Genomic DNA, 14,922 nt, shown 5'->3' with positions numbered 1-14,922 from the left:
ACAACAGGGTTGAATCCATTGGTCCACTACTCCTCAAGCCACCAACGGTAGTCCCGCCCGCGGCCATTCGGCGGCGAACAGCTGTCCATAGCCGGACAGCGTGATGAAGGCCGTTCGGTGATCCGGCCCGCCAAAACAAATGTTGGTGCAGTAGCCTTCCGACGCGGTGTGAAATTCGAGCAACTCGCCCGCTGGCGAAAACACGCTGATCCCACCGCGCACCAGCGTAGCCACACAGATGTTGCCGCCCTGCTCAACCGCCAGCGAATCAAAGCGCTGGTAACCCGGCAGCCCATGCACCAGCCGACCGCCATTCGGCGATGGCCAGGGCTCAAGCGCCAGCTCGCCCACGCCGACAATGGGGTAGGACCAGAGACGGCTCGACTCGGTCTCCGACAGGTAGAGCGTTTTGCCATCAGGCGACAGGCCCACGCCATTGGGCGTGAGCAGGTGCTTTGCCGCACGGCGAATGAGACTGCCATCGCTGCGCGCGTAGTACAGCGCGCCGCGCATGATGCGGTCTTCAAACGTCTTGCCGAAATCGGTGAACCAGAAGCCGCCCTGCTGGTCGAACACGATGTCGTTTGGGCCATGCAGCGGTGCACCATCGCATTCGCTGTAGAGCACCTGCACGGTGCCGGACTCGATGTTCACGCGCTGGATGCAGCCGCCCTGGTAATCCGCCGCCGCGCCGGTGGGCCTCGTGAAACCATCGTCCGTGCGCCAGTTGAAGCCGCCGTTGTTGCACACATAGACATGGCCATCCGGCCCGAGCGCCGCGCCGTTCGGGCCACCACCGATTTCAGCCACCACCTGTTTGCGGCCGTCGGCATACACCTTCACCAGACGCGCGCCTTGAATCTCGGCTACCAGCACACTGCCATCGGGCAGCGCAATCGGGCCTTCGGGAAACAGCAGGCCATCGGTGACCACGCGGCCTTTGAGTGGAAGTGTCTGCATTGTGTGTGCTCCTGGTTCCTGTTCAGGCGTGTGCAGCGGTTTCTTGCCGCGCGCCGAGGTAAGCGTCAATTGCGCGCTGGCGACCTTCGCGGCTGCGCAGCTCCTGCGCGTCGAGCGTGCCGACGATGTGCCCATGCCGCATCACCCATGCCCGCGTGGCGAGCTTGGCCGCAGCATGAAAGCTCTGCTCGACCAGCAGCGCCGAGAGGTTCTGCTCTTTCTGGATCGCGCCCAATCGCTCATAGACCCGCGCCACCAGCAGCGGCGCGAGACCGAGCGATGGTTCGTCGAGCAGCAGCAGCTTGGGCCCCGACATCAAACCGCGCCCAATCGCCAGCATCTGCTGCTCGCCGCCGCTCAGCAGGCCCGCAGGCGCGTTGATGCGGTTGGCGATCTCGGGAAAGAATTCGAGCACCATCTGCTGACGCCGCACGCGCGTGGGCTTGTCCACGAAGTAGCCGCCGAGCGTGAGGTTCTCCTCCACCGTCAGATCGGTGACGATGGCGCGGCCCTCAGGCACGTAGACAATCCCAGCGTGAAAGCGCTGCGTCACATTCATTGCGGAGATGTCGCGGCCTTCAAAGATCACGCGCCCCTGCGCGGCTTCGAGCCCCGCAATCGCGCGCAATGTGCTCGACTTGCCCGCGCCGTTTGCGCCCAGCAGGCCCGCCACGCTGCCCTGCTCCATCGCCAGCGTCACGCCGTGCACCACCGGCCCTGCGCCGTAGCTCACGGTGAGCCCGTCGAGCTCCAGAAGCTTGTTAACTGGTTGCGGCTCACTCATCGTCGTCTCCCAGATAGACGCGCACGACCTCTGGATTCACCTGGATCTGCGCGGGCGTGCCCGATGCCAGCAGCTTGCCGCCGTTGAGTACATGGATGTGATCGCAGACCTCCATGATCAAGTCCATGTCGTGCTCCACGACCAACAGCACCAGATCGGGTGAGCGCAGCTTGAGCAGCGCATTCGAGAGATCACGCGTCTCCACCGAATTGAGTCCGGCCGCCGGTTCGTCGAGCAGCAACACGCGCGGCTGACCGGCAATCGCGCGTGCGATCTCCACCAATCGCAGTACGCCCGGCGGCAGTTGCGCGGGGTATTCGTCGGCCACCTCCGCCACGCCCAATCGCGTGAGCGCACCCAGCGCCCGTTCGCGATTCGCGGCGCGCTCGGCATTGCCCTGGGGCAGCGCGAGAAACGCACTCAACCAGCCCGCGTGCGATTGGCGATCAAGGCCGATCATCACGTTCTCGGCCACGGTGAGCTCGGGGCACAGCGCCACATGCTGGAAGCTGCGCGAAAAGCCCAGCGCAGCGCGACCCGTCGGCGGAATACGCTCCAGATGCTGCAGGCCAAGGCAGATGCTGCCCTCCTGCGGCGAGTAGAGGCCCGTGAGGCAGTTGAAGAAACTGGTCTTGCCAGCGCCGTTCGGGCCGATCAGGCCGGTGATTTCGCCTGGCTGCACCGACAACGCGATGTCCTGCAGCACACGGTTTCCGCCGAAGGACAGCGACAAGTGTTTCACCGTGAGCGGCGCTGCAGCCATGGATGTAGCAGTCGTCATCATGCAGCGCCTCCCCCCGGACGCACGCGCCAGGATTCGGGAATCAGGTTCGCGCCGAGCACCACGAGCAGCAGCGCACCGCCGTACAGAATCGGTACCCAGTCGCCCGCACCGGCCAACAACAGCGGCATCAGCGTGAGAAAGACGCCGCCGATCAAGCTGCCGAACATGCCCAGCGAATACAGGCTGACCACCGATCCGACCAGCAAGAAGATCGACGTCCACAGCGTGAAGCTGTTGGGCGACACGGTCGACGAACTGAACGCCAGTAGCGCACCACCGATGGCCGCGATGCCGCCCGACAGCGCCATGCACGACAGCCGCGCCCAGCTGCGACGCACACCGAAGGATTCTGCCGCCGGCGCCGAGGTGCGGATCAGCAGTAGCGCCAGCGCCTGACGCGAGCGGCGAAACTGCCTCAGCAGCAGCGCCACCACCACCAGACCGGCAAGCGGCACGTAGTAGCGCTGCAGATCGCGTGACACGCCGGGCAGCGCATCGCGCTTCACATAAAGGCCTTCATAGCCGCCCGTGATGCTGCTGAAATACAGCAGCAACTCAGGCAGTGCAAGCGCCAGCGCCATGGTGGCAACGGCGAGATAGATGCCCGAGAGATTGCGCGAGGGAAACGCAAACGCGATGCCAAGCAGCCCACCTGCGAGCGCCGCAAACGGCAGCGCCATGAGCACCGAGACGCCGAGGTATTTCTCCATCAAAGCGACCGTGTAGGCCCCCGCCGCAACGAACACGCCATGGCCGATGGATACCTCGCCGCCGTAGCGCACGAGCAGACTCACCGACAGAATCGCGATGGCGTTGGCAAAACACAGGCCGAGCGTGAAGGTCCAGTACCCGCCCGCGAGCAGCGGCAGCGCAATCAGACCGAGCAGCACGGCCACACCGGCCATCGCACGCAGCGGCAACGGGCGGCGTGCAGTGGGCTCGGCAGGCCGTGGCGGCGCCACTTCGGGCACGCGCTTCACTGCAGCGGAAGATGTCATGGTGGCTTCAGACACGCGCACCTCCTCGGCGGGCGAGCACGCCCTTGGGGAACACATTGAGCGTCAGCAGAATCACCGCGAGCAGGTAGGTATTGGTGAATTCCGCAGCGACATAGAACGACAGCAGATTCATCAGCACGCCGATGAATACGCCGCCCACCACGGCACCCGGCAGACTGCTGAAACCGCCCACCACCGCCGCCGCAAAGGCCTGCAGCATGAACGAGGACACGCTGGTGGAAGAAAGAAACGTGGTCGGCACGATCAACAAAGCCGCCACCAGCCCGAGCAGTCCCGCCACCACGAACGAGAACAGATGGATACGGCGCAGACTGAGTCCGCACACGCGGCTTGCGAACGGGTTGGCCGACACCGCACGGAACGCGATGCCCACCCGTGTGCGCTCGATCAGCAGATACAGCAAACCCACCGATGCCGCCGTGACGAACAGCACCGCAAGGTCATAGGCCGAGATGCGCATGGCACCGATCTGGGCGCTCCACTTGGGCAGCGGCAGATCGAGCGACACCACGTTCGAGCCGAACACCAGCTGCGTGACGCCCTGCGCGATGAGGCCGATGCCCAGCGTCGCAATCGTGCTGGTGAGATCGGACTTGAACACCAGCGGCGCGATAACGAAGTAGCTGATCGCCATCACCACCATCATGATCGCGAGCGTGAGCATCAGCGCCACGCCCCAGGCCATGTTGCCGAGAATTCCTGCGGTGAAGCCGAACACCAGAAACGCGGCCAGCCCCGCCAGATTGCCGTGCGCGAAGTTCACGACGTTGGAGCTTTTGTAGATCAGCACGATGCCGATGGCACCCAGGGCGTAGAGACACCCGCTGACCATGCCCGCCCAAATGAGTCCAAGGATATCGGCCATGGCTCAGGCCTTTGCCGCTGCACCAGCCGCGCAGCCCTTGCCGTCGATGACCTCGATCACCGCCGGATAGTAGCGACCCGAGAATCCGCCCTGCGCCGTAGCCGTGTAATAGCGCTGCGCAAGCTCGGTGACCTGCGCGTCGACGCCGGTCGAGTTCGCGAGTTCGAGCACATAGCCGATGTCCTTGAGCACGTATTCCGGCGAAAACGACTTGTCAGGAAACACGCGCGGCAGCATCGCCTTGCGGCCATGGTTGCGCAGCACGTAGCTGTCGCCTGAGCCCTTAGAGACAGCATCGAGCAGTGTGCCCGGCTCCACGCCCGCACGCTCGCCGAGCACCATCATCTCTGCCAGCGCGACGGTGTTCTCGAACACCAGCGCGTTGTTGATCAGCTTGACGACCTGACCGCAACCCACGTCACCACACAGCGTCACATCCGACGCCATGTAGCGCAGCAGTGGCTCGATGCGCGCATACAGCTCGACCGATGCACCCACCATGATGCTGAGCTCTCCGCGCTGCGCCGCTTCACGGGTGCGGGCCACTGGCGCATCGGCAAACGCCACGCCCATCGCCGCAAGCTTCTCGCCTACTCCGCGCGCCGAGGCCACCGTGGTCGTGCTCAGGTCCACGATCACCTGCGGTTTGCGGGCCCCACTGGAAAGTCCATTCGCGCCAAGGCACACCGCCTCGACCGCAGGCCCGCCGGGCAACGAGAGAAACACCACGTCAGCCTGCGCCGCCAATTCGGCCAAGCTTGCGACGCGCTGCGCCTTGGTCTCGTTCACTGCCTCGAACGCCGCATCATTGCTGTCAAACGCCAGCACCGCGCCCGCATGCTTGAGCGCCACGTTGCGGCACATCGGCCCACCCATCACGCCGAGGCCGACAAAGCCGATCACGGGCGCTGCATTGCTGTTGGTTGTCATCACGTGTCTCCTGTGTGTTCCCAATCAGTTCATCCACATGCCGCCGCTGATATCGAGCGATGTGCCGGTGATCCAGTTCGATGCGGGCGAGCACAGAAAAAGGGCCGCCTGTGCGATGTCCTGCGCGGTACCGTAGCGGCCCAGCGGCACGGTGTTGTTGGCAGATGGCGCGGCGCTGCCGGTCACGTTGGCCCACATCGCGGTTTCCACGGGGCCAGGGGCCAGCGTGTTGGCGTAAACGCCGTGCGGCGCACCGGCCTTGGCGATCCAGCGCATCATTCCGTGCACCGCGCTTTTCGATGCCACATAGGCCGGGCCCGATGCGACGCCACCGTTCTTCGCCGCGATGGAGCCCGCCGCGAGGATCTTGCCGAAGCCCTGATTGCACATCAGCGGGAACAGCTTGCGTGTGGGGTTGACGACACCGCGCACGTTGACGTTCATGATGGCGTCCCACTCGTCGTCGGTGCTCTCGCCTAGCGGTGTGCGGGCGATGATGCCGGCGCACAGCACGAGGATGTCAATCTTGCCGTGCTTGGCGATCACCGCGTCCATCACCTTGTCGGTTTCGGCGCGCGAGGTCACGTCGTACTGCAGGTACTCGACGCTCGCGCCCAGGTCTTCGCTGGCTGCGCGGTCAGTGGCGATCACCTTGGCGCCCGCTGCTGCGAACGCCGCAGAAATCGCGCGGCCCATGCCGCCTGCGCCGCCAGTGATGAAGGCAACCTGTCCGCTCAGATCCGCCGGGCCACTCATATGCTGTGTCATCTCATTTGCTCCTTGATATTTCTTTTTGGGTTCAGCGAAAGCTCGCCTTGGCTGACATCGCCAGTTCACCATCCGGGCCACGCGCCCACAGCGACAGACTTCCATCGCCTTCGCGCTTGCCTTCAAGCCGGAACCCGCGCGCCACAAACAGCGGGCTCACGCCGCGAAAATCGAACTGCGCAAGCGGTTTGCCGCCGCCCTGCTCCAGCGCCAGTTGCTGCAGCAGCGTCGCCGTGAGCGGGCCGTGTACCACGAGATCGGGGTAGCCCTCTTCATCACGCGCATAGCTCTGGTCGTAGTGAATGCGATGGCCGTTGAAGGTGAGCGCCGAGTAGCGGAACAGCAGCGTGGTGTCGGGTTGGAAATCGCGCCCGAACTCTGCAGCCTCGGCATAGGGCTCTGGCTTGGGCTGCGGCGTGCTGGACTGTGTACTGGGTGGTGTGGCTTCGCGGTATACGATGTCCTGCTCTTCGACGATGCAGGTCTTGCCTTCGCAGGTGGTGGTATGCACCACCGTCACGAACCAGAGCGAGCCGCGCTTGCCGACCTTGTTTTCCACCTTGCTGATCAGGCTGCGGCGCGTGGCCATGCTGTCTATCGGCAGGTCGGCCAGATACTGGATGCGGCTGCCCGCCCACATGCGGCGCGGCAACTCGATGGGCGGCAGAAAGCCGCCGCGCTGTGGATGACCGTCCGCACCCAGACCACTGCGGCGCACCACCGGGTTGAAGAACATCCATTGCCAGCCGGGTGGCAGCGCCGCGCCCTGACCCGGTACGCGCTCCAGATCGAGCGTTGCGGCCATGGCGCGCACGGCGTGGGGCAGGATGCGCTCGCGATGTTCTTCTTCGCGGCCAACCCAGGATTCATACGCAGCAGCAGTCACTTGCATTCACTCCTTCAACAACATCACGCCAGCTTGGCGTCGAACACATTCGCGGGATAAGGTCGGAAATCGCGCACCAGCTTGAAACTGCCGTCAGGGCGCGCCTGGATGATGGCTTCCTGGCGCGCGCCGCGATGGTCGCCCGCCTTGTAGCTCACGTTGCGCGCACCCCCTACGGTGGCGTTGGTCATGGTTTCCATCACATCGACCAGATTGGCGCGGGTGAGCGGTTTGCCGCTGTCGAGCAGCATCTTGAAACCCTTCACGAACAGCGCGCCGTTGCTCCAGCCGTTGAGGCCAAACACGCCCACGGGGTCATTCGGGTAGAGCTTGGGAACGTTCTCACGATAGGCCTTGATCTCGGGATCGTCCGCGCCCACGGGCATCAGCCACGACGAGAAATACGTACCGTTGAGCAAGTCGCCCGCGAGCTTGCGTGTGGTTGGGTCGGCAGTGAAAAACGGAGCCATCCACTTGCTCTCAAAACCCACGCGCTCCGCCGCTTTGAGTGCCGACGCGAGATTGGCGTTGGAGCCGAACAGGATCACCACATCGGCCTTCACGTTGGCGAGTTTGCGCACATGCGGCGTGAAATCGGTGTTGCGCACTTCAAAGGGAATCGACTCTGCGACCTCTTTTTTATTGGCCTCCATGTACAGATCGAAACCCCGTTTTGCGGAGCGGCCCAGCTCGTCGTTTTCCCAAAGCAGGGCAACCTTTTTGAGCTTCAATTCCTCAAACGCGAAATCCAGATTGGATGCAGCCGACCAGCCGTAGTCAGGCAACAGCGGAAACACCAGTCGCTCCGAGAACAACGCCGTAGCACCACCAATCGGCCCGATCACCGGCAACCCGACTTCCTTCGCATAAGGAATCACCGCCACCGACTGCGCCGTGCCCGTGGGTGCCGCTAGCGCAAAAATCTTGTTTTCTTCGACAAGCCGTTTGGTCACGGCCACGCTGCGTGCGGGCTCGTAGCCATCGTCGTAGGTGATGTAGTTGATCTTCCAGCCGTTCAGCGCATTGGTCTCATTGGCCCACTTGAAGCAGGCTTCTGCCGCGTGCGTGAGCACCGTATAGAACGGCACCGGGCCGGTGATCGGCGTGAACGCGCCGACGGTAACGGTTTTGTTCTTCACGTCGATGCCCGGCGACGCTTGCTGCGCATTTGCCAGTTGAGGCAATGCGGCGGACGCTGCTGCAGCGGTGCCGGTAGCGATGAATGACCTTCTACGCATGGTTTTGTCTCCAGAGTTTTTGTAACGGACTGCAAACCAGACGCGCTGTTTCAGCGTCATAGAATGCATCATATAAATTCAACAACATTGAAAACAACAGGGATTACCCCAGCAATAAGGGTTTTGACAGGCGTTATTTGTGAGTTGCATAATTTATAAAATGCATTCTTTTAGCAAACGAGGGCCTGTTATGTCAACACCACCACTTGCCGGTCGACGTGTGATCGAAATCGGATCCATGCTTGCCGCGCCGTTCGCGACGCACATCCTTTCGCAGCTTGGCGCGGAGGTGATCAAAGTCGAGCCACCCATCGGCGACCCCACGCGCGCACTGGTGCGCGGCGGCCCGAGCGGCACCTTCATTGCCTACAGCCACGGCAAGAAAAGCATGTGCCTCGACCTCTCCAAACCCGAGGGCCGTGACGCGCTCTATGCATTGTTGAAAAGCGCCGATGCGCTGGTGCACAACCTCGCGCCCAAGGCGGCGCGCAAGCTCGGCGTGTCGCGTGCGGACTGCGAGCGCATCAATCCGGCGCTCATCTACTGCCACATCCGTGGCTACGCAGCCGGCCCGCAGGCAGACGATCTGGCCTCCAACCCCGTTGCCGAAGCATCGACCGGCGTGATGGAAGCCAACCGCGTGAACGGACGCCCGAGCCGCCTGGGACCGTCGTACCACGACCAGTTTGCGGGGGCGTATGCGGTGATCGGCATCCTTGCCTCGCTGCTGCGTGACCCGAAGACCGCCACGTCCGAAGACCGCGAGGTCGAGGTCGGCCTCTACGAAACCGGCCTGCATGTGGCCTCGCGCGATCTCGTGGCGGTGCAGCTCAAGCAGCATCTGCTCGGCCGCCCCGAGCGCGAACCGCACGGCGAATTCGCGATGCCCGGCTACGGCGCCTATCTCACGCGCGACGAGCGCTGGCTGTATCTGCTGATGCTCACCGACGGCCACTGGGCGAAGTTCTGCGACGCGATGAAACTGCCCTGGGGCAGCGACCCGCAATTCGCCACACTCAAGATGCGCAAGAAGGCGCGCGAGCAGGTCGAGGACATCGTGAAGAATGCCATCGGTGCACATGATTTCGAGGCCGTTCAAGCCACGCTCAAGGCCAACGGCGTGGGCTGCACCGAGGTGCTGCCACTGGAGCGCGTGCTCGATGCCGATCAGGCCCACCAGCCCGGCAAGCTGCGCACCGTATCGTTTCGCGGTCTCAACTTCGAAGTGCCGGAATTTCCACGCGCAGGTGCGGCAAGCGACGGCGTTCCGACCATCGCACCCGGAGAGCTGGGCGAGCACACCGAGAGCATCCTGCAGTCGCTGAACCTGAGCACTGCGGAAATCGCCGCGCTGCTGCAATCCGGCGGCGTCAAGGCGCAGCAACCCGGCTCATTTGCCTGGGCCGCCGTGCGCGAAGCTGCCTGAAACCGCGTGACTCCGCCATGACCACCGATTCACCGCGCGAGGAAGTGCACCACCGCCAAATCGATCTGCGCTTCTATCGCCGTGCGGACGGTCTGTACGAGGTTGAAGGCCAACTCATCGACACCAAGCAGCATGCCTTCCGTCGCCAACTCACCAACGAGGACGCGCCCGCAGGCGCGCCGCTGCACGACATCACCGTGACGCTGGTGATCGATGGCGACATGTGCGTGCACGGCGCCCGCGCGCGCATGCGCACCACGCCCTTCGATCTGTGCACCGGCGCCGAGCAGACGCTCGCGCCGCTCGTCGGCCTGCATCTCGGCGCGGGCTGGAACCGCCAGGTGCGCGAGTTGCTCAAGGGCGCCGCTTGCTGCACGCACATCGTTGAGCTGCTCGGCCCGATGGCGACCACCGCGTTCCAAGGCCTCGCACCCCAGCGCCTGGCCGCACTCAACGATCCCGCCAACGAGCACCTGCACCGCGCCCGCGTGAACAGCTGCTTTGCCTACGCCGACCACCGCGAGGTGGTCGTACAGCTGTGGCCGCACCTCGGCCGCAAGACCTGACCCGCCATCAATCCGGCCGCCGCCCAGCCAAATTGATCGCCTTGATCGCAGGCGAGCGCCAGCCCGTTTTTCTCACTACAACGAACGGAGACATCAGATGCACAACGACCTTCATCTCGCCAGTTCCGGCGCGCACGACGCCAGCCGTCGCCGCTGGCTCGCCCACGCCATGGCGATGACTGCAGCGGCCGCTCTTTCCTTTGCAACCCGGGCCAACGACCGCTATCCGGCCAAGCCGATACGTCTGCTGGTCGGCTTTCCGCCAGGCGGCGGCGCGGACTTCGTCGCACGCCAACTCGCCCAGCATCTGGGGCAGGCGCTGAACGCCAGCATCGTCGTCGAGAACAAGCCCGGCGCGAACGGCGTGATTGCCGCCTCGGAAGTGGCGCGCGCCACCGCCGATGGCCTCACCCTGCTGCTCGGCGTGACCGCCAGTCAGACCATCAGCCCCGTGCTCTCGCAGAAGGTGCCCTACGATCCGCTACGCGACTTCACGCCGATCACCAACGTGGGCTCGACGCCGCTGGTGCTGGTGGTCAACCCCAAACTACCGGTGAAGAACGCCAAGGAGTTCGTGGCCTATGTGAACGCGAGCGCCGAGCCCGTGCCGTATGGCTCGGCGGGCGCCGGCAACATCACCCACATGGCGGCCGAGCTGTTCATCCAGAACACGGGCCTCACCAAGCTGCGCCACATTCCCTACAAGGGCAGCAGCCAGGTGCTCACCGACCTGCTCGGCGGGCATGTGGCCGCGTATTTCGACACGCTGCCGTCGTCCCTGCCCTATATCCAGAGCGGCCAGCTGCGTGCGCTCGGCGTGAGCTCGCGCGAACGCTCTCCATCCGCGCCCGACATTCCCACGCTCGAAGAATCGGGCATCACGGGTTACCAGACCACGACCTGGTTCGGCCTGTTCGCTCCGCCGCGACTCACGCCCGCGTTGACGCAGACTTTGAACGAGGCCGCGTTGAAGGGACTCGGTCAAGCCGACGCGCGCAAGGCCCTGACGGCGCGCGGCATCGACGTATCGCTCAATTCACCCGAACGCTTCCGGGCCGAAATCGAGAGCGAGCTGGAACGCTGGCGTAACCTGACGAGCGTCGCGAAGATCAGCCTCGACTAAGGACGACTGGCACATCAGGGCGCAGCGGAATTCTCAACGGGTGTTGTGGGTGCAGTGGGTGCAGTTGGCTGCGCCGATGAAGCATCCGCCTCCCGCGCCTTGCGCAACAGTGTGGGCCGCCGCAGCCAGAAGATCACCGCGCCGAGCGGGAACGCCAGAGTGAAAACCCAATTGGCATACGGACCGCTCTTCAGGACACCCATGCCAAGCAGGCCCACATACACCGGTTGAAAGCGATAGACACCAGTGCTCCAGTCAAACGCGAACTGGGTGACGCTCAGCAGGATCAGCAGCATCCACAGCCATTTGCGCCGCGCGATCGGCGTGCGCCGGCACTGCACCAGTGTGACCACGACGAACAGCGGTATCAGCACCGCAAGCACCAGCACCGTCCAGTGCACGGCGCTCTTGCCCTCGAGCGTGAATCGGCTCTGCTCCTCTATCGACTTGGGGGCGAGCTGCACACGTATGCCGATCAAACGGGTTTCATCCTCCTTCTTGCGCAACTGCACGGAACCCAGCAGCCAGCTGTCCGGGTATCGGTGCTCGAAGGTCAGGTTGTAGGTGGTGACGCTGCCGTTGACGGCATTGGTGAACATGCCCACAGGCTTGATGCTCAACGGCTCGCCGGGCGGAAACAAGGCGAGCATGTGGGCCATGTCGGCGTCGAAACTCGGACCGACGAATTCCGGGTCCATGCGTGACTTGATGGCTGCGGCGTTACCCGCGCGGGCTTCGGTCAACACCTGTTGGGCTATCTCGACCTCATCCTTGGGAAGCATCATCTCGAATGCCGCCTTCTGGTCGCCGCAGCCGGACAGCAGCCATGCGGTGACGAGCAGCAGAAACGCTCGAATGCAATTGTGCATTTTCATCTATTGAAATCATCATCTTGATAGTCTTGCATCAGACTAGCACAGCGGCGAAGGCGTGTCGCCCTTGCCGTCAGCGCAACGCCACGAACTGCACGCTGAACTTCGCCCCGGGACTCGCCGCGCCGGGCCGCGCATCTTCGAGTCGCACTTCGGCGCCATGCTGGCGGGCGATCTCGCGCACGATGGGCAGGCCGAGGCCCGAGCCGTCGGCGTCGGTGCCGAGGGCGCGGTAGAACGGCTGAAAGATCAGCTCGCGCTCGGCCTCTGGCACACCGGGGCCGGAGTCTTCGACCTGGGCCATGACGACGCGGCCGAAGGTGTCGGCGAACACGCGGGCGGTGACCACGCCGGGTTTTTCTGGCGCGGAGGGGGTGTAGTTGATGGCGTTGTCAACGAGGTTGCGCACCAGCTCCTTGAGCAGCGTGGCATTGCCCTCGACGAACACCCCGGACGCGCCGGGGTCTGCGCCTTCGTAGCCAAGGTCAATGCCCTTGTCGAGCGCGCGCGGCACGCTGTCCTGCACCACCTCGATCACGAGCCGCGCGAGATCGACGCGCTGGCGCTGCAGGCCGGACGTGCTGCCGCCCTCCGCGCGCGCCATCGACAGCAGCTGATTGACGGTGTGGGTGGCGCGGATCGATGAGCGGCCAATCTGCTTGAGCGAGAGTTTCAGTTCCTCGGTGCTCGTTCCCTCGCGCTGCGCGAGATCGGCCTGCATGCGCAGACCGGCCAGCGGCGTCTTGAGCTGGTGGGCGGCATCAGCGAGAAAGCGCTTTTGCGTGGCGATGGAGTCGTTCAGGCGGCGCAGCAGGTCGTTGACCGAATCGACGAGCGGCGCGACCTCCATGGGTACGGCCTTGTGGTCGAGCGGCGAAAGATCGTCGGGCTTGCGCGCGCGGATGCGCTCTTCGAGCAGATGCAGCGGCTTGATGCCACGCGCGAGCGCCAGCCACACCAGCAGCACGGCCAACGGCAGGATGACGAACTGGGGCAGCATCACCCCCTTGATGATTTCGGTGGCCAACACGCTGCGCTTGGACCGCGTCTCCGCCACCTGCACCAGCGCGGCGGGCGCGTCGGGCAACGGCACGCGCACCCAGATGTACGCCACGCGAATGTCCACCCCGCGCATCTCGGCATCGCGCAGCCGCACCTCGCCGGAGAACGGCTTTTCATCCTCGGGCGGCTTGGGCAGATCGCGCTCGCCCGAGAGAAACCGCCCGTCCGGCGCAATCACCTGGTAGTAGACGATGTCCGATTCATCGGCCCGCAGAATCTCGCTGGCCGGCTGCGGCAGGTTGAACTGCACGCGATCCTTCTGCACCGTGACCAACTGCGCCAGCGCCTGCGCGTTGTACTCCAGCGCCCGGTCGAACGGCTTGTTCGCCAACCCCTGCGCCACCAGCCAGGTGAGCGCCAGACTCACGGGCCAAAGCAAAAGCAGCGGCGTGAGCATCCAGTCGAGGATCTCACCAAACAGGGAACGCTGCTCGCGCTGAAAGATTTTCAAAAAATGGCCTGCAAGTCTGAAAAGGGTTCTCTCAAAGTATCAAGCGCAAGACATTCACGAGGCTGACAACGAAAGCGAACGACTGTCTCCGAAGTGTCTGCGTCGCTCAAGCCACCACCCCAATGCCAATACAGCCCTTCAAGCCAGGCGTCGAAGCCGCAGACAGTAGTGTGTACTACGGCAAGGCTTCGCAACAACGCATGAAGGGCTGTATTGGCACCTCAAAAAGGACCCGCCAGCGAAGCCGCCAGGCTTCGTATGTCCAACAAACGTATCAGCCAGGAATCTTCTCGAGGCAATACCCCAGCCCGCGCACGGCCGCTATGCGGATGGGGCCTTTTTCGATCTTCTTGCGCAGCCGGTGGATATACACCTCGATGGCATTGTTGCTGACCTCTTCCCCCCACTCGCACAGCCGCTCGACCAGCTGATCCTTGCTCACCAGCCGCCCGGCGCGCTGCAGCAGCACCTCGAGCAGGCCCAGCTCACGGGCAGAGAGTTCGACCATCTTGCCGTCGATGGAGGCAACGCGGCCGGTCTGGTCGTAGGTGAGCGGGCCGTGCTTGATGACGCTGCTCGCGCCTCCCATGCCGCGCCGCGTGAGCGCGCGCACGCGGGCTTCGAGCTCCTGCAGCGAGAACGGTTTGGCCATGTAGTCGTCGGCGCCGTAGTCAAGGCCCTGCACGCGCTCCTCGACGCTGTCGGCTGCGGTGAGGATCAGCACCGGAATGCCGGACCCACGTCCGCGCAGGCGCTTCAAGACCTCGAGGCCGTGCAGCTTGGGCAGGCCCAGATCGAGAATCAGCAGATCGAATTCATTGTTGGTGATCAGCGCCGCATCGGCTTCGGAGCCGTTGGCCACATGATCGACGACCGCGCCCGACGCGCGCAGGGTGCGCAAGAGGCCGTCTGCCAGCACCTGATCATCTTCGGCTATGAGTATGCGCATGGCCTGTCTCCTGTTGTGGTTGTGTTGTCGTGCTGCATTGTGAGGATCGCTGGAGCAATGGATTCCAATTTAACCGAACGCGGCCCCGCTCAGATCACGCTCACCCGCGCTCAGCATCGCAGGCACAGGACGGCCGAAATTGTAAGACGACCGGCAGATGCGGCGTGCGGCGATAGCGCTTGCATGCAGCGGACTTTGATACGGCACGACGAAAAAAGGACCACATTCCTGCGGCCCTC

Annotated in this window: 15 protein-coding genes; 3 read left to right on the top strand and 12 right to left on the bottom strand. The window is 63.9% G+C overall.

All coding sequences use genetic code 11. The features are described 5' to 3' along the window. Positions 1-33: 33 nt before the first annotated feature. The 9 genes from G7047_RS26200 to G7047_RS26160 are packed head-to-tail and all read right to left on the bottom strand — an operon-like array spanning position 34 to position 8,234. Positions 34-960, bottom strand: a complete 927-nt coding sequence (locus G7047_RS26200) for an SMP-30/gluconolactonase/LRE family protein (RefSeq protein ID WP_166311247.1) — start codon at positions 958-960, stop codon at positions 34-36. Positions 961-982: 22 nt separating this feature from the next. Further along, complete coding sequence (locus G7047_RS26195; RefSeq protein ID WP_166311246.1) at positions 983-1,744, bottom strand: ABC transporter ATP-binding protein; 762 nt, start codon at positions 1,742-1,744, stop codon at positions 983-985. After that, positions 1,737-2,528 (bottom strand): ABC transporter ATP-binding protein, encoded by a 792-nt coding sequence (locus G7047_RS26190; RefSeq protein ID WP_240939272.1) that lies wholly within the window; start codon positions 2,526-2,528, stop codon positions 1,737-1,739. Before G7047_RS26190 ends, G7047_RS26195 begins: the two co-directional genes overlap by 8 nt. Further along, positions 2,525-3,541, bottom strand: a complete 1,017-nt coding sequence (locus G7047_RS26185) for a branched-chain amino acid ABC transporter permease (RefSeq protein ID WP_240939271.1) — start codon at positions 3,539-3,541, stop codon at positions 2,525-2,527. The genes G7047_RS26190 and G7047_RS26185 overlap by 4 nt, the downstream gene beginning before the upstream one ends. Next, positions 3,534-4,412: a branched-chain amino acid ABC transporter permease gene (locus tag G7047_RS26180; protein WP_166311245.1), complete on the bottom strand. Its 879-nt coding sequence runs from the start codon at positions 4,410-4,412 to the stop codon at positions 3,534-3,536. Before G7047_RS26180 ends, G7047_RS26185 begins: the two co-directional genes overlap by 8 nt. Positions 4,413-4,415: 3 nt before the next feature. After that, complete coding sequence (locus G7047_RS26175; protein ID WP_166311244.1) at positions 4,416-5,342, bottom strand: NAD(P)-dependent oxidoreductase; 927 nt, start codon at positions 5,340-5,342, stop codon at positions 4,416-4,418. 24 nt (positions 5,343-5,366) lie between these two features. Then, positions 5,367-6,110 carry an SDR family NAD(P)-dependent oxidoreductase gene (locus G7047_RS26170; RefSeq protein ID WP_166311243.1) on the bottom strand — a complete coding sequence of 248 codons (744 nt, stop codon included), beginning with the start codon at positions 6,108-6,110 and terminating at the stop codon, positions 5,367-5,369. A gap of 31 nt (positions 6,111-6,141) precedes the next feature. Continuing rightward, positions 6,142-7,002, bottom strand: coding sequence for an acyl-CoA dehydrogenase (locus G7047_RS26165; protein ID WP_166311242.1), 861 nt, complete (start codon positions 7,000-7,002; stop codon positions 6,142-6,144). A 17-nt stretch (positions 7,003-7,019) separates the two neighbouring features. Further along, the gene (locus G7047_RS26160) at positions 7,020-8,234 is read right to left on the bottom strand and encodes an ABC transporter substrate-binding protein (protein ID WP_166311241.1); all 1,215 of its coding nucleotides are present in this window, start codon (positions 8,232-8,234) and stop codon (positions 7,020-7,022) included. 190 nt (positions 8,235-8,424) lie between these two features. Between G7047_RS26160 and G7047_RS26155 the strand changes: the two genes are divergently transcribed. The 3 genes from G7047_RS26155 (at position 8,425) to G7047_RS26145 (ending at position 11,349) form a co-directional block, all read left to right on the top strand. Beyond that, positions 8,425-9,660: a CaiB/BaiF CoA-transferase family protein gene (locus G7047_RS26155; RefSeq protein ID WP_166311240.1), complete on the top strand. Its 1,236-nt coding sequence runs from the start codon at positions 8,425-8,427 to the stop codon at positions 9,658-9,660. Between the two features lie 17 nt (positions 9,661-9,677). Beyond that, positions 9,678-10,226, top strand: coding sequence for a DUF2889 domain-containing protein (locus tag G7047_RS26150; RefSeq protein WP_166311239.1), 549 nt, complete (start codon positions 9,678-9,680; stop codon positions 10,224-10,226). Positions 10,227-10,323: 97 nt separating this feature from the next. Continuing rightward, complete coding sequence (locus G7047_RS26145; protein ID WP_166311238.1) at positions 10,324-11,349, top strand: tripartite tricarboxylate transporter substrate binding protein; 1,026 nt, start codon at positions 10,324-10,326, stop codon at positions 11,347-11,349. Between the two features lie 14 nt (positions 11,350-11,363). On the opposite strand, the gene G7047_RS26140 is transcribed toward G7047_RS26145, so the two are convergent. The 3 genes from G7047_RS26140 to G7047_RS26130 form a co-directional block, all read right to left on the bottom strand. Further along, positions 11,364-12,224: a hypothetical protein gene (locus tag G7047_RS26140; RefSeq protein ID WP_166311237.1), complete on the bottom strand. Its 861-nt coding sequence runs from the start codon at positions 12,222-12,224 to the stop codon at positions 11,364-11,366. A 70-nt stretch (positions 12,225-12,294) separates the two neighbouring features. Beyond that, positions 12,295-13,734 carry a sensor histidine kinase gene (locus G7047_RS26135; protein ID WP_166311236.1) on the bottom strand — a complete coding sequence of 480 codons (1,440 nt, stop codon included), beginning with the start codon at positions 13,732-13,734 and terminating at the stop codon, positions 12,295-12,297. A 274-nt stretch (positions 13,735-14,008) separates the two neighbouring features. After that, positions 14,009-14,683 (bottom strand): response regulator transcription factor, encoded by a 675-nt coding sequence (locus tag G7047_RS26130; RefSeq protein WP_166311235.1) that lies wholly within the window; start codon positions 14,681-14,683, stop codon positions 14,009-14,011. Positions 14,684-14,922: the final 239 nt, after the last annotated feature.

The organism is Diaphorobacter sp. HDW4A (assembly GCF_011305995.1).
Lineage (GTDB): Bacteria > Pseudomonadota > Gammaproteobacteria > Burkholderiales > Burkholderiaceae_C > Diaphorobacter_A.
The sequence above is the reverse complement of the archived record's forward strand: the minus strand, read 5'-3'. Positions and strand labels throughout refer to the sequence as shown.